24 protein-coding genes and 1 riboswitch are annotated in these 23836 nt (G+C 66.8%); of the genes, 17 read left to right on the top strand and 7 right to left on the bottom strand.

All coding sequences use genetic code 11. From position 1 onward, the window contains the following. Positions 1–20 precede the first annotated feature (20 nt). The 3 genes from kduD to ACWGL1_RS07485 form a co-directional block, all read right to left on the bottom strand. Positions 21–779: a 2-dehydro-3-deoxy-D-gluconate 5-dehydrogenase KduD gene (gene kduD / locus ACWGL1_RS07495; RefSeq protein ID WP_338578123.1), complete on the bottom strand. Its 759-nt coding sequence runs from the start codon at positions 777–779 to the stop codon at positions 21–23. Between the two features lie 13 nt (positions 780–792). Further along, the gene (gene kduI, locus ACWGL1_RS07490) at positions 793–1638 is read right to left on the bottom strand and encodes a 5-dehydro-4-deoxy-D-glucuronate isomerase (RefSeq protein WP_291776947.1); all 846 of its coding nucleotides are present in this window, start codon (positions 1636–1638) and stop codon (positions 793–795) included. Positions 1639–1785: 147 nt separating this feature from the next. Next, on the bottom strand, positions 1786–2832 hold the full coding sequence (locus ACWGL1_RS07485) for a LacI family DNA-binding transcriptional regulator (protein ID WP_338578124.1): 1047 nt from the start codon (positions 2830–2832) through the stop codon (positions 1786–1788). A gap of 171 nt (positions 2833–3003) precedes the next feature. On the opposite strand from ACWGL1_RS07485, the gene ACWGL1_RS07480 reads away from it, so the two are divergent. The 3 genes from ACWGL1_RS07480 to ACWGL1_RS07470 all read left to right on the top strand — a co-directional run bounded on the left by ACWGL1_RS07480 (position 3004) and on the right by ACWGL1_RS07470 (position 6279). Then, on the top strand, positions 3004–3828 hold the full coding sequence (locus ACWGL1_RS07480) for a 2-keto-4-pentenoate hydratase (protein WP_343828644.1): 825 nt from the start codon (positions 3004–3006) through the stop codon (positions 3826–3828). Between the two features lie 181 nt (positions 3829–4009). After that, positions 4010–5224 carry an MFS transporter gene (locus tag ACWGL1_RS07475; protein ID WP_291777102.1) on the top strand — a complete coding sequence of 405 codons (1215 nt, stop codon included), beginning with the start codon at positions 4010–4012 and terminating at the stop codon, positions 5222–5224. 71 nt (positions 5225–5295) lie between these two features. Continuing rightward, complete coding sequence (locus tag ACWGL1_RS07470) at positions 5296–6279, top strand: alpha/beta hydrolase (RefSeq protein WP_452111645.1); 984 nt, start codon at positions 5296–5298, stop codon at positions 6277–6279. Positions 6280–6282: 3 nt separating this feature from the next. On the opposite strand, the gene cobU is transcribed toward ACWGL1_RS07470, so the two are convergent. Next, a complete protein-coding gene (cobU, locus tag ACWGL1_RS07465; protein WP_452111644.1) occupies positions 6283–6804 on the bottom strand; it encodes a bifunctional adenosylcobinamide kinase/adenosylcobinamide-phosphate guanylyltransferase in 522 nt (173 codons plus the stop codon). Positions 6805–6843: 39 nt separating this feature from the next. Beyond that, positions 6844–7052: riboswitch (cobalamin riboswitch) on the top strand. Positions 7053–7184: 132 nt separating this feature from the next. Between cobU and ACWGL1_RS07460 the strand changes: the two genes are divergently transcribed. The 14 genes from ACWGL1_RS07460 to ACWGL1_RS07395 all read left to right on the top strand — a co-directional run bounded on the left by ACWGL1_RS07460 (position 7185) and on the right by ACWGL1_RS07395 (position 20889). Then, the gene (locus ACWGL1_RS07460; protein ID WP_452111643.1) at positions 7185–9143 is read left to right on the top strand and encodes a TonB-dependent receptor plug domain-containing protein; all 1959 of its coding nucleotides are present in this window, start codon (positions 7185–7187) and stop codon (positions 9141–9143) included. Positions 9144–9147: 4 nt separating this feature from the next. Beyond that, the gene (gene cobD, locus ACWGL1_RS07455) at positions 9148–10158 is read left to right on the top strand and encodes a threonine-phosphate decarboxylase CobD (protein WP_291776935.1); all 1011 of its coding nucleotides are present in this window, start codon (positions 9148–9150) and stop codon (positions 10156–10158) included. Beyond that, positions 10155–11009 (top strand): ABC transporter substrate-binding protein, encoded by an 855-nt coding sequence (locus ACWGL1_RS07450; RefSeq protein ID WP_452111642.1) that lies wholly within the window; start codon positions 10155–10157, stop codon positions 11007–11009. The genes cobD and ACWGL1_RS07450 overlap by 4 nt, the downstream gene beginning before the upstream one ends. Further along, entirely contained in the window at positions 11006–11989 is a 984-nt protein-coding gene (locus tag ACWGL1_RS07445) for a FecCD family ABC transporter permease (RefSeq protein ID WP_452111641.1), read from the top strand. The genes ACWGL1_RS07450 and ACWGL1_RS07445 overlap by 4 nt, the downstream gene beginning before the upstream one ends. Continuing rightward, entirely contained in the window at positions 11986–12762 is a 777-nt protein-coding gene (locus tag ACWGL1_RS07440; RefSeq protein ID WP_452111640.1) for an ABC transporter ATP-binding protein, read from the top strand. The genes ACWGL1_RS07445 and ACWGL1_RS07440 overlap by 4 nt, the downstream gene beginning before the upstream one ends. Then, positions 12752–13699: an adenosylcobinamide-phosphate synthase CbiB gene (gene cbiB, locus ACWGL1_RS07435; protein ID WP_452111639.1), complete on the top strand. Its 948-nt coding sequence runs from the start codon at positions 12752–12754 to the stop codon at positions 13697–13699. Before ACWGL1_RS07440 ends, cbiB begins: the two co-directional genes overlap by 11 nt. Next, positions 13687–15159 (top strand): cobyric acid synthase, encoded by a 1473-nt coding sequence (locus ACWGL1_RS07430; protein ID WP_452111638.1) that lies wholly within the window; start codon positions 13687–13689, stop codon positions 15157–15159. The genes cbiB and ACWGL1_RS07430 overlap by 13 nt, the downstream gene beginning before the upstream one ends. After that, positions 15156–16199: a nicotinate-nucleotide--dimethylbenzimidazole phosphoribosyltransferase gene (gene cobT, locus ACWGL1_RS07425; RefSeq protein WP_452111637.1), complete on the top strand. Its 1044-nt coding sequence runs from the start codon at positions 15156–15158 to the stop codon at positions 16197–16199. The genes ACWGL1_RS07430 and cobT overlap by 4 nt, the downstream gene beginning before the upstream one ends. After that, positions 16196–16963 (top strand): adenosylcobinamide-GDP ribazoletransferase, encoded by a 768-nt coding sequence (gene cobS / locus ACWGL1_RS07420; RefSeq protein ID WP_452111636.1) that lies wholly within the window; start codon positions 16196–16198, stop codon positions 16961–16963. Before cobT ends, cobS begins: the two co-directional genes overlap by 4 nt. Further along, a complete protein-coding gene (locus ACWGL1_RS07415; RefSeq protein WP_452111635.1) occupies positions 16960–17478 on the top strand; it encodes a tyrosine phosphatase family protein in 519 nt (172 codons plus the stop codon). Before cobS ends, ACWGL1_RS07415 begins: the two co-directional genes overlap by 4 nt. Continuing rightward, positions 17475–18092, top strand: coding sequence for a cob(I)yrinic acid a,c-diamide adenosyltransferase (gene cobO / locus ACWGL1_RS07410; RefSeq protein WP_452111634.1), 618 nt, complete (start codon positions 17475–17477; stop codon positions 18090–18092). Before ACWGL1_RS07415 ends, cobO begins: the two co-directional genes overlap by 4 nt. Before the next feature lie 260 nt (positions 18093–18352). Then, positions 18353–19093, top strand: coding sequence for a hypothetical protein (locus ACWGL1_RS07405; protein WP_452111633.1), 741 nt, complete (start codon positions 18353–18355; stop codon positions 19091–19093). Between the two features lie 201 nt (positions 19094–19294). Then, a complete protein-coding gene (locus tag ACWGL1_RS07400) occupies positions 19295–19576 on the top strand; it encodes a helix-turn-helix domain-containing protein (protein ID WP_452111632.1) in 282 nt (93 codons plus the stop codon). Continuing rightward, entirely contained in the window at positions 19573–20889 is a 1317-nt protein-coding gene (locus tag ACWGL1_RS07395; protein WP_452111631.1) for a HipA domain-containing protein, read from the top strand. The genes ACWGL1_RS07400 and ACWGL1_RS07395 overlap by 4 nt, the downstream gene beginning before the upstream one ends. A gap of 333 nt (positions 20890–21222) precedes the next feature. Here the strand turns inward: ACWGL1_RS07395 and ACWGL1_RS07390 are convergent, their stop codons facing one another. Genes ACWGL1_RS07390 through ACWGL1_RS07380 form a run of 3 tightly spaced genes read right to left on the bottom strand, consistent with a single transcriptional unit; the run spans position 21223 to position 23521 of the window. Next, on the bottom strand, positions 21223–22077 hold the full coding sequence (locus tag ACWGL1_RS07390; protein ID WP_452111630.1) for a hypothetical protein: 855 nt from the start codon (positions 22075–22077) through the stop codon (positions 21223–21225). Continuing rightward, positions 22074–22583: a GrpB family protein gene (locus ACWGL1_RS07385; RefSeq protein ID WP_452111629.1), complete on the bottom strand. Its 510-nt coding sequence runs from the start codon at positions 22581–22583 to the stop codon at positions 22074–22076. The genes ACWGL1_RS07390 and ACWGL1_RS07385 overlap by 4 nt, the downstream gene beginning before the upstream one ends. A gap of 50 nt (positions 22584–22633) precedes the next feature. Then, positions 22634–23521 (bottom strand): SMODS domain-containing nucleotidyltransferase, encoded by an 888-nt coding sequence (locus ACWGL1_RS07380; RefSeq protein WP_452111628.1) that lies wholly within the window; start codon positions 23519–23521, stop codon positions 22634–22636. Positions 23522–23836: the final 315 nt, after the last annotated feature.

Genomic DNA, 23836 nt, shown 5'->3' with positions numbered 1-23836 from the left:
GTCTGGACGCTAGCGCGGGATCAGCGCGCCAGCCAGCCGCCGTCGACCGGCAGGGTGATCCCCTGCACATAGTCGCTGGCGCGGCTGGCCAGGAAGACGGCGGCGCCGCCCAGGTCGGCCGGATCGCCCCAGCGGCCGGCCGGAATGCGCCCGAGGATCTCCTTGGAGCGCACCGGGTCGTCCTGCAGCGCCTGGGTGTTGTCCGTGGCGAAATAGCCCGGTGCGATGGCGTTGGCGTTGATCCCGTGCTTGGCCCACTCATTGGCCATCAGCTTGGTCAGCCCCGCCACGCCGGATTTCGACGCGGTGTAGGACGGGACCCGGATGCCGCCCTGATAGGACAGCATGGAGGCGGTGTTGATGATCTTGCCCGGACGGCCGCCCGCGATCATCCGCTTCACCGCCGCCTGGCTGAGGAAGAAGAGGACCTTGAGGTTGACGTTCATCACGTCGTCCCAGTCCTGCTCGGTGAAATCCACGGCGTCGGCGCGGCGGATGATGCCGGCGTTGTTCACCAGGATGTCCACCGGGCCGAGCGCGGCCTCGGTCTCGTCCAGAATCCGCTCGATCGGCTCCATGGAGGTCAGATCGGCCTGGATGGAGACGGCCTTGCGGCCCTTGGCCAGGACCTTGCCCACGGTGTCGTCTGACGCCCGGCGGGCGACCGAGGCGACGTCCGCCCCGGCCGCAGCCAGGGCCAGGGCGATGCCCTGACCCAGGCCGGTGTTGCCGCCGGTCACCAGGGCGACCTTGCCCGTCAGATCGAAAGGATCAGCCATGCCCTGGTTTCCCTTACTTCAGCTGACAGATGTCGAGCTTGTTCATGTCGGTGTAGTCGAGGTTCTCACCGCCCATGCCCCAGATGAAGGTGTAGTTCGACGTGCCGGCGCCCATGTGGATCGACCACGGCGGGCTGATGACGGCCTCGCCGTCGGCCATGATGATGTGACGCGCCTTGTCCGGCTCGCCCATGAAGTGGAAGACGCGGTCGTCTTCGCCCAGGCCGAAGTAGAGATAGGCCTCCGAACGACGGTCGTGCAGGTGCGGCGGCATGGTGTTCCACACCGAGCCGGGCTTCAGCACGGTCACGCCCAGCAGCAGCTGGCAGGACTTCACCTTGGCGGGGACGATGTACTGATAGATGGTGCGTTCGTTCGAGGTCTCGAGCGAACCCATCTCCAGCGGCACAGCCTCGGCGATCGAGATCTTAGCCAGGTCGTAGCGCGTGTGGGCCGGGGTCGAGATCAGGTAGTATTTGGCCGGATTGGCGGCGTCCTTCGAGGTGAAGGAGACGTCGGCGGCGCCCATCGGGATGTAGAGGCCGTCACGGAAATCCAGGTCCAGGGTCTCGCCGTCGACGGTCACCGCGCCGGCGCCGCCGATGTTGACCACACCCAGTTCGCGCGCGACCAGGAAGGGCTGGCCGGCCAGCGACGGCGGCTCGGAATGGGTCGGCAGGCTCAGCGCCGCGTCGGTCGGCATGGCGCCGCCGATGATCATGCGCTCGTTGTGCGAATAGTTCAGGCTGATCCGGCCCGCCTGGAACAGGCCGCCGACCAGATAGCGGTCGCGCAGCTGTTCGTTGGAGGCGCCCTCCATCATGTCCGGATGGGTCGCGTGATAAACCTTGTCGTACACCTTGTTCCTCCAGGATTCCGCAGGCCGGAATCATTCATCGGCGGGATGATCCGCCTATGTCGTGTCCAGTTTGGTAACCGGTGTCAGTGCTTTGGGCAAGAGGAGGCCTTTTGTCGCGGGCGCGTCGGCTGCGCGCAGGCGGACGGCCTAGACCTGGATGGCGGAGCGACGCACCACGAGGGAAGGGCGGATTTCGGGTTGCTGCAGCCTGGCGGGATCGACGCCGCGCATGGGCGCCAGTAGTTTTTCCGCCGCCATCCGACCCATGTCGCGGATCGGCAGGCGCACCGAGGTCAGATTGGGCCAGATATGCGCCGCCATCGGCAGGTCGTCATACCCCACCACCGACAGGTCGCGCGGCAGTTCCAGCCCCCGTTCGCGCGCGGCCTGCATGACGCCCAGGGCCATGTCGTCGTTCAGGGTGAAGATGGCGGTGGGCGGTTCGGGCAGGGACAGCAGGGCGTGGGCGGCCTCGCGTCCCGAATCGAAGGTGTAGGCGCCCTGGATGTCATAGGCGGGCGGCAAGTTCACGCCGCGTTCCTTCAAGGCGTCGATGAAGCCCTGGCCGCGCACGACCGATGAGCGGAAGGAGGCCAGACCGCGCACCAGGGCGATGCGCCGATGGCCCAGATCCACCAGGTGCCGGGCGGCCTCGGCGGCGCCGATCCAGTCGTTGGTCACCACCATGTTCTGGGGCTGGTCCAGGGCGATCGAGGCGATGCGGACATAGGGGGTGTCCAGCTCGCGCAGCAGTTCGATCACCGTCTCGTCCTCGGACACCGAGGGCGGCATGATGACGCCGAACAGCCGCTGGCGTTCGACGAAGCCGCGAATGTCCTTCAGCAGGGTGGGGGAGGTGCGGCTGCACGGATGCACCACCAGTTCCAGGCCCGATCCCTTCAGGGCGTCCAGGATGCCCTGCTGCATGTTGACCACATAGGTAGGGCTGGGCTGATCATAGATCATCCCGACCAGGAAGGACCGGCGGAAGGCCAGGCCGCGCGCCTGCGGATCGGGCACGAAGCCCAGTTCGTCGATCGCCTCCTGAACGCGGGCGCGGGTTTCCTCGCGCACGAACGGAGACTGGTTGATGACGCGCGACACGGTCTTCTTGGAGACCTGCGCCACGCGGGCGACGTCATTGATGGTGGCGCGCTTGCCGGATTTCGCCGGTTGCGAATCCCGTTCTGACAAAGGCGTCCCCCTTTCCTGGTTCCTGGACCAGCCATAGCCGCGCCGGGCGTCAGACGCCACGGTTCATTGGCGATGAATGATTGACACCGGTTTCCATGAGCCGTCATTATCCGGAGCTTTCAATCGGGGCGTCACATTGATCCATCAGATTCTATCTTCGGAGCGCGGCCTGTGACGGCGGCGACGGACCCGGCCGCCGACCTGGCCGTAGCGCAGGCTTTCGTGGACCATCGGCTGGCGGCGCGAGCCCTGCCGGATTATCCGGGGGCGACGCCTGACGCCCTGAGCCGGTCCTACGCCATTCAGGATCAGGCGATCGCCCTGTTCCCGGACCAGGTCGTCGGCTGGAAGGTCGGCGGCGTCCCGCCGGCGCAACAGGCCGTGCTGGGCGCGCACCGGGTGGCGGGCGCCATCTTTGCGGCCAACGTCTGGACCGCAGGCGGGCAGCCGACGGACCTGCCGGCCATCGAAGGCGGTTTCGCCGCCGTAGAGGCTGAGTTCATCGCCCGCATCGGCGCCGACGTCGATCCGAACCGCACGGACTGGACGCTGGCGGACGCGGCCGATCAGATCGACGCCGTCTTCATCGGGGTGGAGCTGGCCGGCAGCCCGCTGTCCAGCATCAACGACCTGGGCTCGGCCGTGGTGGCGTCGGACTTCGGCAACAACGGCGGACTGGTGATCGGTCCCGAACTGACCGACTGGCGCGCGCGGATGGAGACCATTGAGGTCGAGACCCTGATCAACGGCCAGAGCGTGGGCCGGGGCGGCTCGGCTTCGCTGGCCGGGGGCGCGCTGGAATCGGTCCGCTTCCTGCTGGAGCACGGCGCGCGCCGCGGACGGCCGTTGACGGCGGGGACTCTGATCTCGACAGGCGCGGTCACGGGCGTCCACCGCGTGGACATCGGCGATGAATCGGTCTGCCGTTTCGCCGGCGCCGGCGAGGTTCGCTGCCGCATGGTGAAGGCCCGCCCGCAACACGATCCGAGAGGCTGACCGATCGGCTGACACAGGAAATCAGGCGCCCACCCGTCCGCAGAGGGATGCAGAAGACGGGACGCGCTGAGGAAACAAACGGAAAAGGACGCCTTCGATGACCGAGGCTTCGCAGACCGCCGAAAAGGGAGGGCCGATCCGCGTGACGGCCCCTCCGGCCGGCAAATACCGCTGGATCGTCATGTGGCTGTTGTTCGCCGCCATGGTGATCAACTACGTCGACCGTCAGATGATCGGCTTCCTGAAGCCGACCCTGTCGACCGAGTTGGGCTGGTCCGAAACAGATTACGCCGACATCGTTTTCTGGTTCCAGGCGTCCTACGCCGTCTTCTACCTGATCTTCGGTCGGGTCATGGACAAGATCGGCGCGCGCTGGGGCCTGGGGGTCGCCTTCTTCATCTGGCAGATCGGCCACATGATGCACGGCGCGGCCCGCGACCTCTCGCACTTCATCATGGCCCGAATGATCCTGGGCGTCGGCGAGGCCGGCGGCTTTCCCGGCGGCATCAAGGCCGTGGCCGAGTGGTTCCCCAAGAAGGAACGCGCCTTCGCCACCGGCCTGTTCAACGCCGGCACCAATATCGGCGCCATCGTCACGCCGTTGCTCGTCCCGGTTCTGGTGCTCAGCTTCGGCTGGCAGATGGCCTTCGTCATCACCGGCCTGCTGGGCCTGATCTGGCTGCCGATCTGGCTGATCGTCTATCGCCGTCCGCGTGAAGTGAAGAAGCTGTCGACGGCCGAACTGGAGTGGATCGAGCAGGACCCGGCGGACCCCGTCGAGAAGATCGGCTGGAAGAAGCTGCTGACGGTCAAGGAAACCTGGGCCTACGCCGCGGGCAAGTTCCTGATCGATCCCATCTGGTGGATGTTCCTGTTCTGGCTGCCCGACTTCCTGGGCAAGACCTACGGGCTGGATCTGAAGACCTTCGGCCCGCCGATCGTCGCCATCTACCTGCTGTCCGACGTCGGCTCGGTCGGCGGCGGCTGGCTGTCGGGACGCTTCATGAACCGCGGCATGAACCTGAACAAGGCCCGCAAGCTGACCATGCTGATCTGCGCCCTGTGCGCCGTCCCGGTCGCCTTTGCGGCGTTCGCCTCCAACCTGTGGATCGCGGTGCTGATCATCGGTCTGGCCACGGCGGCTCACCAGGGCTTCTCGGCCAACCTCTACGCCTTCCCCGGCGACGTCTTCCCGCGTGGAGCGGTGGGCTCGGTCGTCGGAATCGGCGGGATGCTGGGCGGTATCGGCGGCATGATCATGGCCAAGTACGCCGGCTTCGTGCTGGACAAGCTGGGCACCTACACCCCGATCTTCGTGGTGGCGGCCTCGGCCTATCTGGTGGCATTGCTGGTGGTCCACATCATCTCGCCCAGATACGAACCGGCCAAGGTCTAAGGACCCGACGCCGAGAGGGGCGCTCGTCTGAGGGGGCGGGCGCCCCTCTTCAATTCCACCGGGAGGGTTTCATGAACATCCATCGCCGCGCCCTGTTGAGGGTTGGAGCCGCCGCCGGCGGCGCGTTCGCCGCGCCGGGCGTCGTTCTGGCGCGCAATCAGGCTGTTGCGCCGCCCGACCCGACCGAGACGGTCCGCCTGTGGCCCGCCGGCGCGCCGGGCGGCGAAGGCGTGAGCGTGGTTCCCATCGTGCCGGAGCGGTCAACGGATCCGAGCTATCGCGACCGCTACGCCCAGTACACGACCGATCCCCTGATGACGGTGGTGCGGCCCGCCCGCCCGAACGGTTCGGCCATGCTCCTGATTCCGGGCGGCGGCTATCGCTGGTCGGTGTTGGACAAGGAGGGCTTCGACGTGGCCCGCGTCTTCGCCGCCAGCGGGACGACCTGTTTCGTGCTGCGCTATCGGCTGCCGGCTGACGGTTGGGCGGCGGGACCGGACGCCCCCCTGCAGGACGTGCAACGGGCGATCCGGCTGATCCGCAGCCGCGCGGCGGAGTTCGAGGTGCGGCCGGATCGCGTGGCGGTGCTGGGCGCCTCAGCCGGCGGCCATCTGGCGGGTCTGGCCAGCGCCCAGACGGACGCCGCCTACGCCTCGATCGACGGCGCCGATATGGCGTCCCTGCGGCCGGATCTGACGGTGTTGCTTTATCCCGTCGCGACCATGACGGACCCCTACGTCCACGCGGGGTCCCGCGCCCACCTACTCGGCGCCGCGCCTCGCGCCGAGGCGATCGCGGCCTATTCGCTCGAGCAGATGGACTGGTCGGGCGCCGCGCCGGTCTTCCTGATCCATGCGATGGACGACGCCTCGGTGCCGGTCGAGAACAGCCTCATGCTTCTTTCAAGCCTGAAGGCGGCCGACGTCAGGACCGAAGCCCACCTGTTCCAGGAAGGCGGTCATGGTTTCGGAACGCGCCTGATCGCCGGCCGACCGGCGGACGCCTGGCCCGAGCTGACGCGGCGCTGGGCCGCCCGGCTGGACTTCGCTCTTTAGAGGCTAGATCCGCTCCAGCGGCAGACGCATCCCGGCCACGATCAGACAGGCCGCGTCGGCGACGGCGGCGATGCGCTGGTTCAGGCGGCCGGCCTCGTCGCGAAAGCGTCGACCCAGCGCGTTGTCGGGGACCAGGGACCAGCCGACCTCATTGCTGACCACCCACAGCGTGGCGGGGCAGGCGGCCAGAGCCTGGGCCAGGTCGTCGAAGGCGGCGGCCAGGTCGCGCTCGCCCAGCATCTGATTGCTGAGCCACAGGGTAAGGCAGTCGACGACGGCGACGTCCTCGGCCGACAGGGCGCGCACGGCCCCGGCCAGATCCAGCGGCGCCTCGACCCGGCGCCAGGCGTCGCCGCGTTCGGCCTGATGGCGGGCGATGCGGTCGCGCATCTCGTCATCGAAGGCCTCGGCGGTGGCGATGAAGACGGGCGTGCGGCCCGCCGCCTCGGCGGCCCTCTCGGCCTGTCGTTGGGCGTAGCCGCTCTTGCCGGAACGGGCGCCGCCGAGAACCAGCGTCAGGGTCATGCGTCGTCTCTCCGGTTGACCTGAACCGCGCGCGGTCCTACTGCCACGGTCGCGTCAGGTTCCCCGAAAGGGGATTGAAAGGGAACGGAGTGTGAAACTCCGGCTGTTCCCGCAACTGTAAGCGGCTAGCCCGCGCGTCATACGCCACTGGCGGTCCGGAAGGCCATGGCCTGAACGACTGCTGGGAAGGCGACGCGCACCGGCCTTGATCCGCGAGCCAGGAGACCTGCCTGTCGCCGTCGTTCTCCGTGCGGTCGGGATGTGCCGGGCGGTCGAGGCAACTCGTGTGACGACAGTCGTAAACCAGCCGCGTCAGCGGCCGCTTTCGCTCATCCGGGCGACGGGCGGTCCGGTGCGGCGTCGTCATATGGAGACCCGGAATGAACCGGACCGCATTCGCTACCCTGGCCGCCGCCAGCCTTCTGGCCGCCGTGCCCGCCTTCGCCGCTGAAGTCCTCGACCAGCAAGCCGCCGCCCCCGACGTGGCGGGTCGCGCCGGCGCCACCGCCGTCGAGGACGTGGTCGTCACCGCCAACCGCTCGGCCCAGCCGATCGAGCGCGTCGGCGCCTCGGTCACTGTCCTGACCCAGGCCGCCATCGAGGCGCGCCAGACCCCGGCCGTGGTCGAGCTTCTGGCCCAGACGCCCGGCGTCAGCTTCACTCGCAACGGCGGCGTCGGCGCCTCGACGGGCGTCAACATCCGCGGCGCCGAGAGCCAGCACACCGTCGTCCTGATCGACGGGGTCAAGCTGAACGATCCGTCCTCGACCCAGGGCGGTTTCAACTTCGGCAACCTGCTGATCGGCGACACGGCGCGCATCGAGGTGCTGCGCGGCGCCCAGTCGACCCTGTGGGGCAGCCAGGCCATCGGCGGCGTGGTCAACATCGTCACGGCCGAGCCGACCGAAGCCCTGCAAGGCAGCCTCGACGCCGAGGCCGGCGCGCGCGGCACGACCTATTTCCGCGGCGGCGTCGGCGGGGCCAACGAGCGCCTGAGCTGGCGTCTGGCGGCCAGCCGTTATGACACCGACGGCTTTTCGGCCTTCGCCAAGGGGACCGAGGATGACGGCTACACCAACACCGGCCTGTCGGGCCGCCTGAACGTCAAGGTGACGGACGCCGTCTCCCTGGACCTGCGCTCGGTCTGGTCCAGCGGCCGCAACGACTTCGACGCCTTCAACGGCGACAGCCGCGAATACGGCAAGACCCAGGAGCTGGTCGCCTATGCCGGTTTGAATTTCGACCTGCTGGACGGCCGGTTCCGCAACCGCATCGGCTACGCCCACACCGACACGGACCGTCGCAACTTCAACCCGGACAACAAGGTCCAGACCCTGACCTTCGACGCCGAGGGCCAGAACCGCCGCTGGGAATATCAGGGCGCCTTCGCCTTCACCGAGGCGCTGAACGCGACCTTCGGCCTGGAGCATGAAAAGTCGGAGATGAAGACCCGCTCGCCCGGCGATTGGGATCCGAACCCGGCCTTCGGTCGTGGCGAGGCCGAGCTGAACAGCGCTTATGGCCAGTTGCAGTGGACGGTGCTGGACGGTCTGACCCTGACCGGCGGCCTGCGTTATGACGATCACGCCCAGTATGGCGACAACCTGCTGGGCCAGGTCGCGGCGGCCTGGGCCCTGAATGAGGGCGATACGGTGGTGCGCGCCAGCTGGGGCCAGGGCTTCCGCGCGCCGGGCCTGTATGAGCTGTACAGCGAGTACGGCAACCTGACGCTTCAGCCCGAAGAGTTCGACAGCTGGGAGATCGGCGTCGAGCAGCGCCTGTTCGACCGTGCTGTCGTCTCGGCGACCTACTTCAATCGCCAGGCGGACAATGAGATCCGCTACAACGGCTGCTCGACGCCCTCGACGGATCCGCTGTGCACCGTCAACGGCGCGGGCCGCTGGGGCTATTACCGCAACGTCCAGAAGACCGAGGCGCAAGGCGTCGAACTGGTCGGCCGCGTGGATGTGACGGAGCGCCTGAGCGTCAGCGCCAACTATACCTGGACCGACGCCAAGAGCGCCTCGGGCGCCACGGACGGCAAGCGTCTGACGCGCCGTCCCCAGCATATGGCGAACTTCGCCGCCGATTACGCCTTCGCCTTCGGCCTGAAGACGGGCGTGGCGGTGCGTTACGTCGGCGAGACGTTCAACAACGACACGAACACGGTGAAGGTCGGCGCCTACACCCTGGTCGATCTGCGCGCCTCCTACCCGATCAACGACACCCTCGAAGTCTACGGTAGGATCGAGAACGCCTTCGACGAGGACTATCAGACGGTCCTGAACTACGGCGCGCCGGGCCAGGGCGTGTTCGGCGGCGTTCGCGTCCGGTTCTGATGTGATGAAGGACGCCGCGTTCCTGACGACGGCGACCCGGCACGGCGGCGGCCTGATGACGGCCGCCGCCGCCTATCCCGACGCGCCGCAGCCCTGGCTGGACCTGTCCACGGGGATCAATCCCGAGCCGTGGCGGGGACCGCGCGCGTCGGAGGAGGCGCTGAACCGTCTGCCCGATCCCGCCGCCCTGGCGGCGCTGGAGGCCGTCGCCGCAGCCGCGTTCGGCGCGTCGCCTGAGCGGACAGCGGCGGTCGCGGGGGCCGAGGCCGCGATCCGTCTGCTGCCCCTGCTGCTGGGCGTGCGGGCGGTCGAGGTCGTCGGCCCGACCTACGGCGCCCACGCCGAGGCCTGGCGGGCGGCGGGCGTGGCGACGCGCCTGATCGCGCCCGATCAGGCGGCGGCCTCGCAGGCGGGCGTGCTGGTCGTCGTCAATCCGAACAATCCCGACGGCCGCCTGATCCGGCGGGCCGATCTGATCGCCATGGCGCGGGCGCGCTCCAAGGCGGGTCGTTGGCTGGTGGCGGATGAGTCCTTCATCGAGTGCGCGCCCGGCGACAGCGTGTCGGACTTGGCCGAGCCGGGGCTGATCGTCCTGCGCTCCTTCGGCAAATTCTACGGTCTGGCCGGGGTGAGGCTGGGCTTCATGCTGGCCGCGCCCGAACTGATCCGGCGTCTGCGCGCGTTTCAGGGCGATTGGCCGGTCGGCGCCGACGCCCTGACGCTGGGGTGCGGCGCCTACGCCGACGAGGCCTGGCGGCGCCGGACCGAGGCGGCCCTGGCCGAGCGGGCCGATCGGCTGGACGACCTGCTGGCGCGTGCGGGGTTCCAGATCATCGGCGGGACCAGCCTATTCCGCATGGCGCGCACGCCCCACGCCGCGCGCTGGTTCCAGCACCTGTGCCGGGCGGGCATCCTGACCCGGCCGTTCGACCACACGCCCGACGCCCTGCGCTTCGGCGTCCCGGCCGATCGCGACTTCCCCCGACTGCAACGCGCGCTGGAGACCTTCGGATGAGGGCGACACGGCGACAGGCGCTGGTGGCGGGTGCGGGGGCCATGCTGGTCGCCGGACCGGCTGCGGCCGACGCCGCCCCGCGTCGCGTGGTGTCGCTGAACGCCTGCCTCGACGCCATTCTGGTCCACGTCGCCGACCGGAGGCAGATCGTCGCCCTCAGCCACTATGCGCGCGAGCCGGTCGGCTCGACCATTTCCGAGGTAGCCAAGACCCTGCCCTTCACCTGGGAGACAGCGGAGGAGGTCATAGCCCTGCGCCCCGACCTGGTGCTGACCAGCCGCCACAGCGCCCTGGCGACGCGCAATGCGCTGGGCCGCATGAATATTCAGACCGAGCTGTTCTCGGTGCCCGACAGCGTGGCAGCCAGCCTGGACCAGGTGCGCGAGGTCGCCCGCCTGGTCGGCCGTCCGGCGCGGGGCCAGGCCCTGATCGCGCGCATTGAGGCGGCCATCGCCGCCGCCGCCCCGCCGCCGGGATCGGCGCGGCTGACGGCCCTGATCTATCAACCCAACGGTTTCGCCGCCGGGCGCGGCACCCTGATGGACGAGATGATGACCCGCGCCGGGTTCGAGAACGTCGCCGGGCGATATGGCCTGGGCAAATGGGGCAATGTGCCGGTCGAGCGCCTGCTGGCCGACCCGCCGCAGGTGCTGCTCAGCGGCGTGCCGGTGCGCGGCTCGCGCACCTGGGCCGACCGGGTCATGCGCCATCCGGCGCTGAAGTCCCTGTCCGGCCGGATGGTGCAGGCGCAACTGGAAGAGAAGCTGCTCTATTGCGGCGGCCCGGTGCTGATCCAGACCGCTGCCGCCCTGGCCCGTGCGCGCCGCACGGCGCTGGAGGCCCTGACATGACCCTGCCGCGTCCCCTGGTGATGATCGGGCTTCTGCTCCTGATCGTCGCCCTGTCCGTCGCCAGCATGAGCGCGGGCCGCGTCTGGATTCCGTGGAGCGACTGGGCCAGCCAGCGCGGCGATCCCGCCTGGGCCATTCTGTTCGAACTGCGCCTGCCGCGCACGGTGCTGGCCTTGATGGTCGGGGCGGTGCTGGGCCTGACCGGGGCGGCGTTGCAGGGCTACACCCGCAACCCGCTGGCCGATCCGACGATCCTGGGCGTGTCGACCATGGCGGCGTTGGGGGCGGTGCTGACCTTCTATCTGGGCGCGGCGGCCAGCGCGCCGTGGGTGCTGCCGGTCGCGGCCATGATCGGGGCGGGGATCGGCGTGTTGCTGTTGCTGGCCCTGGCGGGGGCGACCAGCAGCGTCGTCACCTTCATCCTGGCCGGGGTGGTGATCCAGACCATGGCCGGGGCGGGCGTGGCCCTGGCGCTGAACCTGGCGCCCAACCCCTGGGCGGTGAACGAGATCGTCAACTGGCTGATGGGGTCGCTGGCCGACCGCAGCGTGGTCGAACTGAGGCTGGCGGCGCCGGGCATGATCCTGGGCTGCCTGCTGCTGTTGACGCAAGGAAGGACGCTGGACGCCCTGACCCTGGGCGAGGCGGGGGCGCGGTCGCTGGGGGTGCAGCTGGACGTCGGGCGGATGTTGCTGGCGCTGGGGGCGGCCCTGGCGGTCGGTTCGGCGGTGGCGGTGACGGGGTCGATCGGCTTCGTCGGCCTGATCGTGCCGCATCTGTTGCGGCCGCTGATCGGCGCACGGCCCAGCGGCCTGCTGCTGCCCTCGGCCCTGGGCGGCGCGGCGTTGACGCTGGCGGCGGACATCCTGGTGCGGCTGACGCCCGCCTCGACCGAGATCAAGCTGGGCGTGGCCATGGCGGCCCTGGGCGGCCCCTTCTTCCTGGCCCTGCTGATCAGCATGAGGAGGAAGCTGGCATGAGCATCCTGAGCGCGGAGAACCTGTCTGTTCGCCTGGGCGACAAGGCGGTGCTGAACGGCGTCGACGCGGCCTTCGCGCCCGGGCTGGTGACGGCGATCGTCGGACCGAACGGGGCGGGCAAGTCGACCCTGCTGGACTGTCTGGCGGCGTTGCGGACGCCCGACGCGGGCCGGGTGACGCTGGACGGCCGAGCATTGCGCGACCTGCCCGCGCGTGAGCGATCACGCCGCATCGCCTATCTGCCCCAGAACGCCGAGATCGCCTGGGCGGTCGAGGGGCGCACCTTCGTCGGCCTGGGCCGCACGCCCTACGTCGGCGCCTGGGGCCTGAGGGCGGACGACCGCGCCGCCGTGGCCCGCGCCATGGCTGTGGCGGGGGTGGAGGCGTTCGCCGACCGTGTCGTCTCGACCCTGTCGGGCGGCGAGCGGGCGCGCGTCCTGATCGCCCGCGCCCTGGCCGGAGAACCGCAATGGCTGCTGGCGGACGAGCCGCTGGCGGGCCTCGATCCGGGCCATGTGCTGGACGCCTGCGATCTGTTCCGGCGCCTGGCGAATGAAGAGGGGCGGGGCGTCGTCCTGACCCTGCATGACCTCGACGCCGCCCTGCGCGTGGCGGATCGGGTGATCGTCCTGGCTGAGGGGCGGGCGATCGCCGACGCCGCCCCGGCTGAGGCCCTGTCGCCCGAGGTGCTGAAGACGGCGTACGGCGTCGAGGCGCGCACCCTGGACGGCGCGCGCGGCCCCGTGCTGGAGATGGTCGGCCGTGCCCGTTAGCAGCCTGCCCACGCCCTGGATCGTCGCCGGCGCTTTGCTGGTCGAAGGCGTCGTCGGCTGGCCCCGGCGCCTGTCGCATCCGGTGGCGTGGATCGGCGCCCTGATCGCGGTGCTGGAACGGCGCTGGAACGGGGCGGAGGGGCCGGAACGGGCGCGCCGCATCCTTGGCGTCGTCACGGTGCTGATCCTGATCGCCGTTGCGGGCGGCGCGGGCTGGGGCGTGCAGGCGCTGGCCGCCGTCTCGCCGTTGTGGCCGGGGGGGGCGCTGCTGCTGGTCTGCGGCGCGACGGGACTGGCGGCGCGCAGCCTGTTCGATCACGTCCGCGCCGTGGCTCGGCCGCTGAAGGCGGGCGATCTGCCCGCCGCGCGTCTGGCGGTCGGCATGATCGTCGGCCGCGACGTCGAGGCGATGGACGAGGGCGAGGTCGCGACGGCCGCTTTGGAAAGTCTGGCCGAGAGCTTCTGCGACGGCGTGGTCGCGCCGGTCTTCTGGTTCGTGACCGGCGGCCTGCCGGGGCTGTTCGTCTATAAGGCGATCAACACCGCGGACAGCATGATCGGCCACCGGGAGCCGCGCTGGCGAGCCTTCGGCTGGGCGGCGGCGCGCACCGACGATGTGATGAACTGGATACCGGCGCGGATCGCGGGCGCCTTGATCGCCCTGGGCGGCGGGCAGGGCTGGCGCATCATGTGGCGCGATGCGGGCAAGCACGCCTCGCCCAACGCCGGATGGACCGAGGCGGCGATGGCGGGCGCCCTGCGGGTTCGACTGGGCGGACCGGTCCGCTATGACGGCGTTATGACCGACCGACCTTTCTTCGGCGACTGGGCGCCGCCGTCCGCCCACGACCTGAAGCGAGGGCTGAAGGTCTATGGCGTCGCCTGCACCCTGTTGCTGGTGCTGCTGATCGTGGGGGGCTTGGCATGGCCGCGCTGATGATCCAGGGCTGCGGCTCGGATGTGGGCAAGTCGGTGCTGGTCGCGGGCCTCTGCCGCGTTTTCGCCAATCGCGGCCTCACGGTGCGGCCGTTCAAGCCGCAGAACATGTCCAACAACGCCGCCGTCACCGCGCCTGATCAAGCTGGCCGCACCGGCGAGATCGGCCGCGCCCAGGCGCTTCAGGCGCTGGCCTGCCGCACGCCCGCCAGCGTCGATATGAACCCCGTCCTGCTGAAGCCGCAGAGCGACACCGGCGCTCAGCTGGTCGTGCGCGGTCAGGTCGAGGGCGTGTGGCAGGCGGCGGGCTATCAGGACCGCAAGGCCGCCCTGCTGGACGTGGTGCTGGACAGCTTCCGCAGTCTTCAGGCCGAAGCCGATCTGGTGATCGTCGAGGGCGCGGGCAGTCCGGCCGAGACCAACCTGCGCGTCGGGGACATCGCCAACATGGGCTTCGCCCGCGCGGCGGACGTGCCGGTGGTGCTGGTCGGCGATATCGACCGGGGTCATGTGATCGCCTCTCTGGTCGGCGCCCATGCTGTGCTGGACGGCGAGGACCGGGCAATGATCCGGGGCTTCATCATCAACAAGTTCCGCGGCGATCCGGCCCTGTTCGACCAAGGCCGGATCGAGATCACGCGGCGCACGGGCTGGGCGGATCTGGGCATGGCTCCGTGGCTGGCGGACGCACGAGCGCTTCCGGCCGAGGACGCCGTGGTGCTGGAGCGGTCGGGCGGCGGGCGCGGCGGAAAGGTGCGGATCGCCGTGCCCATGCTGTCGCGCATCGCCAATTTCGACGACTTCGATCCGCTGAGGCATGAGCCGGGCGTGGACTTCGGCTTCGTGCCGCCGGGGCAGGCCCTGCCGGGGGATGCGGACCTGATCATCCTGCCGGGGACCAAGGCGACGCTGGCCGATCTGGCGTTTTTGCGCGCGCAGGGCTGGGACGTGGATATCGCCGCTCATGTGCGGCGGGGCGGGCGGGTGCTGGGGGTGTGTGGCGGCTATCAGATGCTGGGCCGCACGATCAGCGACCCTGACGGCGTCGAGGGCGTGGCGGGTTCGGCGCCGGGGCTGGGCCTGTTGGACGTCGAGACGGTGCTGGCGGGGACCAAGACCTTGCGCCGGGTCGCTGGAAGGCTGACGCCGTCGGGCGCGGCGGTCGAGGGCTATGAGATTCACATCGGCCGCACCGACGGCCCGGATACGGCGCGTCCGGTCGCCATGATCGACGGGGGGGCGCATGGCGCGCGCTCGGGCGATGGACGGGTCGCGGGCCTCTATGTCCACGGCCTGTTCGACCGGGCCGAGGCGCGGGCGGCCTTGCTGATGGAAATCGGCGCCGTGTCCGACGGCGTGGATCAGGGCGCGCGGGTGGATCAGGCGCTGGACCGCATCGCCGCTGTTCTGGAAACCCATTTCGACATTCCGGCGCTGGCCCGGATCGCAGGACTGATATGACTGAGCTGACCGACCTTTTCACCGTTCCGGCGCTGGATCAGGGGCTGCGCGCGCCGCTGCGGCAGGCGCTGGACGGCAAGGCCAAACCGGTCGGCGCCCTGGGGCGGATCGAGGATCTGGCCCTGACGCTCGGGCTGATCCAGCAGACTCTGCGTCCGGCTGTGGTGCGGCCCGTGCTACTGGTCTTCGCCGGGGATCACGGGCTGACGCGCTCGGGCGTGGCGGCCTATCCGGCGGGCGTGACGGTGGCCATGGTCGACACCCTCCTGACGGGCCGGGCCAGCGCCAACGCCTTCGCCGGGGTCGTCGGCGCGCAGGTGCGGGTGATCGACGCGGGCGTCGCCGCCGACCTGTCGGATCGCGCGGGCCTGATCCACGCCAAGGTCGCGCCGGGCACGAAGGACGCCTCGACCGAGCCGGCCATGACGCGCGGTCAGGCCGATGCCGCCCTGCTGGCCGGCGCCGCCACGGCGCGGGCCGCCATCGAAGACGGCGCCGACGTGATCGCGCTGGGCGAAATGGGCATCGGCAACAGCGCCTCGGCCGCCCTGCTGATGCACCGGCTGGCGCCCGCGCCTCTGGCCGACTGCGTGGGGCAGGGCGCGGGGCATTCGCCCGAGGGCATGGCGCGCAAACAGGCCGTGCTGGCCCAGGCCGCCGCCCGCTCGGACGCGACGGCGCCGCTGGAGGTGCTGACCCAGTTCGGCGGATTCGAAATCGCGATGATGGTCGGGGCGCTGCTGGGCGCGGCCAGGGCGGGCGTTCCGGTCATCGTCGACGGCTTCATCGGCTCGGCGGCGGCCCTGCTGGCGATCCGGCTGGCGCCGAATGCGCGCGACTACTGCATCTTCGCCCACGCCTCGGCCGAGGCGGGGCATCGTCGGATGCTGGAGGCCGTCGAGGCGCAATCCCTGCTGGGTCTCGACATGCGGCTGGGCGAGGGGACGGGCGCGCTGCTGGCCGTGCCTCTGCTGAAGGCGGCCTGCGCCCTGCTGTCCGACGTGGCCGAGCTGAAGGACATACTGGAGGCCGCGCGATGATCCGGCGCGAGGCGCGGCTGTTCATCTGCGCCCTGCAATTCCTGACGCGCCTGCCGACGCCGCCGCTGCGCGATTTCCAGCCGGAATGGATCCAGCAGAGCGCACGTTGGTTCCCGCTGGTCGGGCAGGTGGTGGGCCTGATCGCGGCGGCCATCCTGTATGGCGCGGCCCAGGTGTGGAGCCCGTGGATCGCGGCCCTTCTGGCCGTGGCGGCGGGCGTGGCGATGACCGGCGGCTTCCATGAGGACGGTCTGGCCGACACGGCCGACGGTCTGGGCGGCGGCCAGACGCGGGCGCGGCGGCTGGAGATTATGAAGGACAGCCGCCTAGGCTCCTACGGCGCGCTGACGCTGGGGCTGACGCTGGCCCTGCGGGTCGCGGCGCTGGCGATGCTGGTCGGCCTGTCGCCGTGGATGGCGGCTGTGGCGCTGGTCGCCTCGCATGGCCTGGGCCGGGCGGCGGCGGTCGGGGCGATGGCGCTGATGACCTATGGCGGCGACCCCGGCATGGCCAAGGAGGGCAGGCCGGACCGGGCCTCGATGATAGGGCTGGCAGTCGCTGTTGTGGTCGCCCTGTGGCCGCTGGCCCTGCTGCCGGTCATGGCGGGCGTGGTCGGCGTGGCGGCGGGGCTGGTCGTCGGCGCGGTTCCGGCGTGGCAGGCGCAGCGGCTGATCGGCGGGCGCACCGGCGATGTGCTGGGCGCGGTCGAACAGGCGTTCGAAGTCGGCTTCCTGCTGGCCGTCGCCGGCGTTCTGGCGGCATGAGGCTGATCGTCTCGCCCCTGCCGCAGGTCGAGCAACTGCTGGTCGAGCATCAGCCGTCGCATCTGGTGACGCTGGCCTCTCCGGGGGCTGAAGCGGCTTTTGACGCCGAGCATCGGCTGGACCTGCGCTTCAACGACATCGCCGCCCCGCGCGAGAGGCTGGTCGCGCCTTCGATGGAACACGTCGAGGTCCTGCTGGCCTTTGCGGAAGGCTGGACCGGCGCGCGGCCCCTGCTGATCCATTGCTGGGCGGGGGTCAGCCGCTCGACGGCGGCGGCCTATGTCGTCGCCTGCGCCCGCACCGCGCCGGGGTGCGAGGTCGCGTGGGCCGCGCGTCTGCGAGGCGCCGCGCCGACGGCCACGCCCAACCCCCTGATCATCGCGCTGGCCGACCGCCTGCTGGATCGCGGCGACGCCATGGTTCGCGCCGTCGAGGCCATCGGCCGGGGCGCCGAGACCGACTGGGGCGACCCTTTTGAACTGAACCTGACCTCTGAAGGAGCCCGACGCCGATGAACGATCCGCACGACGCCGAACTGAACGCCCGCCACGCCGAGAAGATGAAGCGCATCCAGGCCGCCCGCGCCCGGATGATGCAGTCCAAGACGGTCGAGCGCGGCCTGGTCATCGTCCACACCGGCACGGGCAAGGGCAAGTCGACGGCGGCCATGGGCATGGTCTGCCGCATGATCGGCCACGGAATGAAGACCTCCATCATCCAGTTCATCAAGGGGGCGATGGAGACGGGCGAGCAGACCCTGTTCGACAGCTTCCCCGATCTGGTCGAGATGCGGCCGATGGGCGAGGGCTTCACCTGGGACACCCAGGACCGCGCCGCCGACATCGCCAACGTCCGCCGCGCCTGGGAGGCCGCCAAGGCCCGCATCATGGACCCGGAATGGAAGATGGTCGTCTGCGACGAGCTGAACATCGCCCTGCGCTACGACTACCTGCCGGTCGAGGAGGTGCTGGAGGTTCTGGCCGCGCGTCCGGCCGACACCCACGTCGTCATCACCGGCCGCAACGCCCCGGACGTCCTGATCGAGGCGGCGGACCTCGTCACCGACATGCAGATGGTCAAGCACCCCTTCCGCAGCGGGGTGAAGGCGCAAGCCGGGGTGGAGTTCTGATCAAGAAGGATGGCGGACAGAGAGGAAGTCCTCTCGTTTAAGGAAATCAATCAGTTAGCTTGTCTAACGACCCCAATAGGGGCCTTTGATTTCAAAAGGCTTTTTACCCAATTGTCTAACCAGCGCGGGGGCGTTTCAGCCATGAAAAACCCCGCCAGCGTTGCAGCGCTAGACGGGGTCCATAACAACTTGCGACAAGGCACAAGCAAGGTGCCTTTCTACGGCCTTCTGCCGCACGCTGCAACCGCGGAGGCCACCCAATGAGCCGCCGCCTCGATTTAGAAAACTTCACCGCCGAGAAGCTGGCTTGGCATCAACTGGTCAGCGCGACGCCGGGTCTGTCCCTACCTGCCAAAGCCGTGGCGGGTCTGCTCCTGCATGACCTCAACCCACTCCAAGGCGGCGCTTGGCGCGGTCAGGACAGCATGAGTGAGCTTTTGGGTGTCAGTGAGCGCCAACTGCGCCGCCTGCTGTCAGAGCTTGAGAAAGCGGGCTTCCTGGATATCGAAATCCAAAAGGGCAGGGGCCGGACCAACCGCTACTTTGCGACTGTCCCGACAGGCATCGAACTCTTCCGTCCAAAAGCCGCAGAAGCCGCCGAAAAGGCTTCCGAACGCATGCCCGAAAAGCGGACACCAGTGTCCTCTTATCCCGCTAAAAACCGGACACCCATGACCAAAAAACCGGACATGGATGTCCGACAATACCTTTATAAACCCAATAAAGACTCCCGAACGCCGCTCAGGCCGTCGCCAAAGCCGACGCCTGTCATCGCGCGTTTCCCCAATCCGGATATCCGACGAGAGGTGCTCGCCCTGATCGGTCCAGAAAAGACGGCAAGCTATTTGGACAGTGCCATCTGGGATGCCGCTTCACGGATGATCTTAACGCCGCACGCCTACGGTGCTGACCGTTTGCGTGAGTTTGCGGGTCGATACCTTGCGAGGGAAAAGATCTGCGTTTCGGTTGGCGTCAGCGATCAATCTCGACGGGTCGCCTAGTCTGAGGACGCATGGTCAGACGAGTGCGGTCTCGGCGAGGCGCGAGGGATTGTGAACCTAGGGGGTATGCAATTTATCGTTTACGGTAATTGTTGGCCTCTGGACGGCTCTTTCTGCTGGATTTTATCGTTTGAGGTAAAATGCCTTGTCTCCGCGCCCATATGAGCCTATTTTACCGAATAAGATAAAAGAGGTAACGCCATGACGGATGAAGCCACACAGACTCTAAAAGACGTCGGTGCCCGTATCCGTCAGGCGCGAGAGGCGGCAGGCTTGAGGCTGCATGAGCTGGCCCTGCTCAGCGGATTTAGCGCCCCGGCCCTATCCCTGATCGAAACCGGTAAACGTGACCTGAGGCTGTCTAGCCTTTTCCGGCTAGCAGCAGCCTTACGGCTGAATCCAGCGGACCTTATCCAAGATGCCGGTTCTGGGGATGAAGTCAGTGCCAGTGAGGCTGGCTATGACCTTGGGGACTATGCATGAGTGTCCCTGTCTGGTTTGGCGACCTGCGCCTTGGTCTGATCACTGTGGCACCAGATGGGGCGCTCAGTTTTGCCTATGAGCCCAAGTGGTTGGCGACGAAGGGAGCCTTTGCCCTATCAGAAACCCTGCCGCTTCGCTCAGAGCCCTTTGGGTCGGACATCATCTCGCCCTGGCTAGCCAACCTCCTACCTGAAGAGCGCCAGTTGGCCATTCTGACCAAAAGCCTTGGTCTGGACCGGGCCGACACTCTTGCTCTGTTGGAAGCCATTGGGGGCGACACAGCAGGCGCTTTGTCCTTTGATCTGCCTACGTCTCAGGCGGATTGGGATTATGTGCCCTTGACCGAGTTTTATGGCCTTGATGATCCCGAGGCCGCTTTAGAGCGTCATTTCCAGGATCTTGAGAACCGGCCCTTCCTTGCGGGAGAGGAGGGGGTGCGCCTCTCCTTGGCGGGCGGGCAGAAAAAGACGGCGCTTGCCCTGCTCGATGCGGATGGCCATCCGGTCTTGCGCCTGCCGCAGGCGGGAGATGTGCTGGCTATTCCGCGCAACGGCGCTCCCTCTAGTTTGATCCTCAAGCCGGACAATGAGACCCTTCCGGGGATAGTGGAGAACGAGGCCTATTGTCTGGCCTTGGCCCGTGCCGTGGGCATTGAGGCCGCGCAGGCGTCGATTGCACCGGCCGGTAACCGTAAGGCGCTGTGCGTCCTTCGCTATGATCGACGCCTAAGCGAGCACGGCAGGGTGCTGCGGCTCCATCAAGAGGACTTTGCTCAAGCCAATGGTGTGCCGCCGGGCCGAAAATACGAACATGGCACACTGGCAGGGCCGAGCTTGGCTCAGCTTCTTGCCACCGGACATCGCCTGCCACCCAAGGATGCCTTGGCCCTCTTGGATCAGGTGCTGTTCAACATCTTGGTGGCCAATACCGATGCCCACGCCAAGAACTATTCCATCCTGCGGCCGGTCGGTGGAGGCCTCCATCTGGCCCCCCTCTATGATGTTTCAACCGTTCTGGCTTGGGACCATGTCGTTCAAACCCTGGCTCAAAAGATTGCCGGCAAAAGGCGTAGGCCCGCCGATGTCGCGGCTCGTCACTGGGATACTATCGCGGCCGACGCCAACTATCGCCCGGCAGACCTGCGCAAGCGTGTGCAGGAACTGGTCGACGCCTTTGTCGCTAAGCGAGTTGAAGCCACGCATGCCATCTGTGGGCTTGAGGGGGCTGCACCCGGCTATGTTGAACAAGCAGCGGCGCTCGTCGAAGCCAATGCTCTGCGCATTGGCGGGCGGCTGCGGGGCGATAACGTCTAAACCCCGACTGGGCCGCATTCCTACCGCGTCGGGCGAGGAGGATCGCAGTTACAGCATTGACAACGAGCACTACTGTCTCGGCCTCATGCGGGCCTTCGGTCTGACCATGTGTCGGCTGGCGGGTCGCCACACTACCGGATCGATTATGTCCTCGGTCGCCGCTATATCTAGAGCGGCAAGGCTGACCCTTCTGCATCTGAAGTACCGAGCCTAAGTCTTCGAGAATGACCATTAGTGACTCCTCTCGGAGCTTTGAAAGGTCTGCTTCCCGGAGCTGCGGCAGGGTGACCAGCACGGCCTCCCTAGGAAAATTTGCCTCCCGGATACGTGATCTCAGCAGTGCGGCGTTGTGGGATCCGGACGATTGATCCTGTAGGTGTCCCATTGGGCCTTCAGCTGCTTCCGTCGCACTTTGTAGAGGAACGGAAGAACCATCGGGGCGGCCTCCACGGCAGCGTTGTAGTCGAGCATCAAAATGAGCATATCGCCCATAGGTGCCTGCTGAGCTTGAGCCGTGTTCAATCGCAGCCTAATATTGCAGATCGACTTCGCGGCGGCTCTGTGCCCGGCTAGGGCACCGAAGACATCTGACGAGAGGAAAAAAGCGAGAAGCGCGAGGAACACGCGGGCCAGAGATACCCGCATCTCGGTGTTTTCGCTGGGTGTCAACAGGAACCACCCCACCATGGCAACAGCCGCGACTCCGCCAAGGAACCAAGCCATGATGCCTGCGCTGTCCTCTTGGAGTTTCTCCGTCCAGTACGACGACTCTTCAAGCATTTCCGCCAAACGGCCGTTACCTGGTGGAGCGGCTGTTGCAAAGTAGCTATCGTCGGCCTGCTTCGCAGCAACCGCCGCATCCACGCTGAACGATTGGAAAATCTGGAATAGTTGCGTTGGAGAAGGGCGATCGGGGAAAGCCTCAAGGATCAAGCTGACCCTGCGAGCTTGATCCCCGTCCTCTTTGAGTCGTCGATGCCGTCTGGCGACATAGAGCCAGAAGACCAATAGTATGGCCCCAGCTAGAGCAAGGTTCAGTTGCAATGTTCCGTCGTTAGAGAACACTGAGGCGGCTGCGGTCCCAGCGATCAAGAACTGCGATACTAGCACAGCAACCCGAAAGCGCTGTGCCCTATCGAAAGAGGCGCGTTGATATCCGATGAACTGGGAGGCGCTGAACTGGGTCATTTTTTTCCTCGCAAAGCGCGGGCAACGAAGTCGCTTTTGCCGGCAGAGTATGCGTCGATGTCGTAGGCAAAGGTCGCCGCGAGGCGTTGCTTCAGAGCCACGTACTCGTAGGCAAGATCTTCATCAGTTCGAAGCGCGTCTCGAAAGTTGATCATGTCTCGCCAATAGACGCTATCGCGCGGCGCGACGTGTAAGTGGAATGTCCCTGCAGAGTCGTCCGTTCGTTCAAAAAAAAAGGTTCTTGGCTCATTCGACTGGGACTGGCCCTTTTGATAGCCGAGAGCTTTAAGGCAACGAGATACACGTTCTTCATCGCTCGAGTCGTCTAGCCCCACGAGAAGATCGATAACTGGCTTCGCAGCCAGCCCCGGCACTGCAGTGCTCCCCACGTGCTCGATCAACAGATCGCCCAATCGGCTTTTCAGGCGCGCGACCTCGTCAGCTCGGCGCATCGCCCAAGATGTCTCGTGCGGCAGAATTGTAATCATACGAACCACGATGCTCATCGCTTCGACCGTAGCGGCCATTGTTGGGCAGGAAAATCAGCACCAATTACTCACCCATACGAGGGAAAAAACTCTCCCAAGAGGGCCTTCCACTCTCCTATGGCCACGCTTGGATACAGTTCCTCATCTCCATGGGCCTCGGCAGCCGCCGCAGCAGCTGCTTGAGCCTTGGCGATAGCTCGCGTACGCAACGTTGTTACACCGCCGCCATCCAAGTAGCAGTCTACCCGCTCTCCCGTAATTGGATCGTAACATGCCGAGCTAATATATTTCGGTAACGATCCAAAAAAGACCTTAAGCATTGAACTGTAGGTGTAGTTTTTGGTGTAAAGGCGATAGTGGTTGTACAGTATGCATTCTAAATGAAAGCTCTTGATAGGCCATCCAGCCTCGCGATTCCAACCTTTCACCATTTTTATAAGGGGAACAAAAGTTCCATCCATTTGCTTGTTCACGGTAGTTATCGCGTGAGAAAAGGCGATGGGGTTTGTCTTGATCCACTGATCTCTGTGAGTATCAGGTATCCGATAAGACCCGTCGTTGAATTTAAAGGCGGGGATGACATCCAGACGGAACCGCGACAGCTTCATTGTCACGCAGTGCTGGTCTACCCTGCAGGGCGTCTTGGGATAAGCGTTATCCAGAATTCGCTTGAACCGAGCGAGCGCCTTGGAGGCACCATCGTCACTATTCCAGTCTTTGTGCTCCCCGTAATGCAAGATGATCATCACGTCGACGTCACCTTCTAACAGGTAGCGCGTTAGCGTATCCCGATCCCAGGATCCGATGACACGCGCTTTCTCAGGATGGAGCTTTAGTTCTCCCCCGAGCACATTAACCATATTGTTTTTGCAATTCGCGACAATAGAGGCTTGGCGATCCGTGATGTTTAAGTTGGTCGCATAGTCGCGAAAGGCAGACTTAACAGTCGTGGCCACGTCCAAAAGTCCTCGCTAAAATTGCGCATGTACTTGCGTGCAGCCCAGCCTGAATAATCAATGGCTCATCGCCTTGGCTACCAGCGCGGCCATGCTGAGATCGAAGTTTGCGTCGTCCTTGAAAATGCCGTCGGACGTTCCGCGGAATAGCGCTGTGAGAATAATCTTACGTTCGGCATCTGACGCTGCCGAACGCATTGCTGTAATCTAGTCCGACATCGTCTGAGACCCAACCTCAAGTTGATCTAAAATCACTCGACCAGTTTGAAAGTTCGCGCCAGGTTATGAGGCACCAAATAGTCCCGTTTATCGGGG

The sequence above is a fragment of the Brevundimonas sp. NPDC055812 genome, from assembly GCF_053616535.1.
Note: the sequence above shows the minus strand (reverse complement) of the source record. Positions and strands in the feature narration are given on the sequence as shown.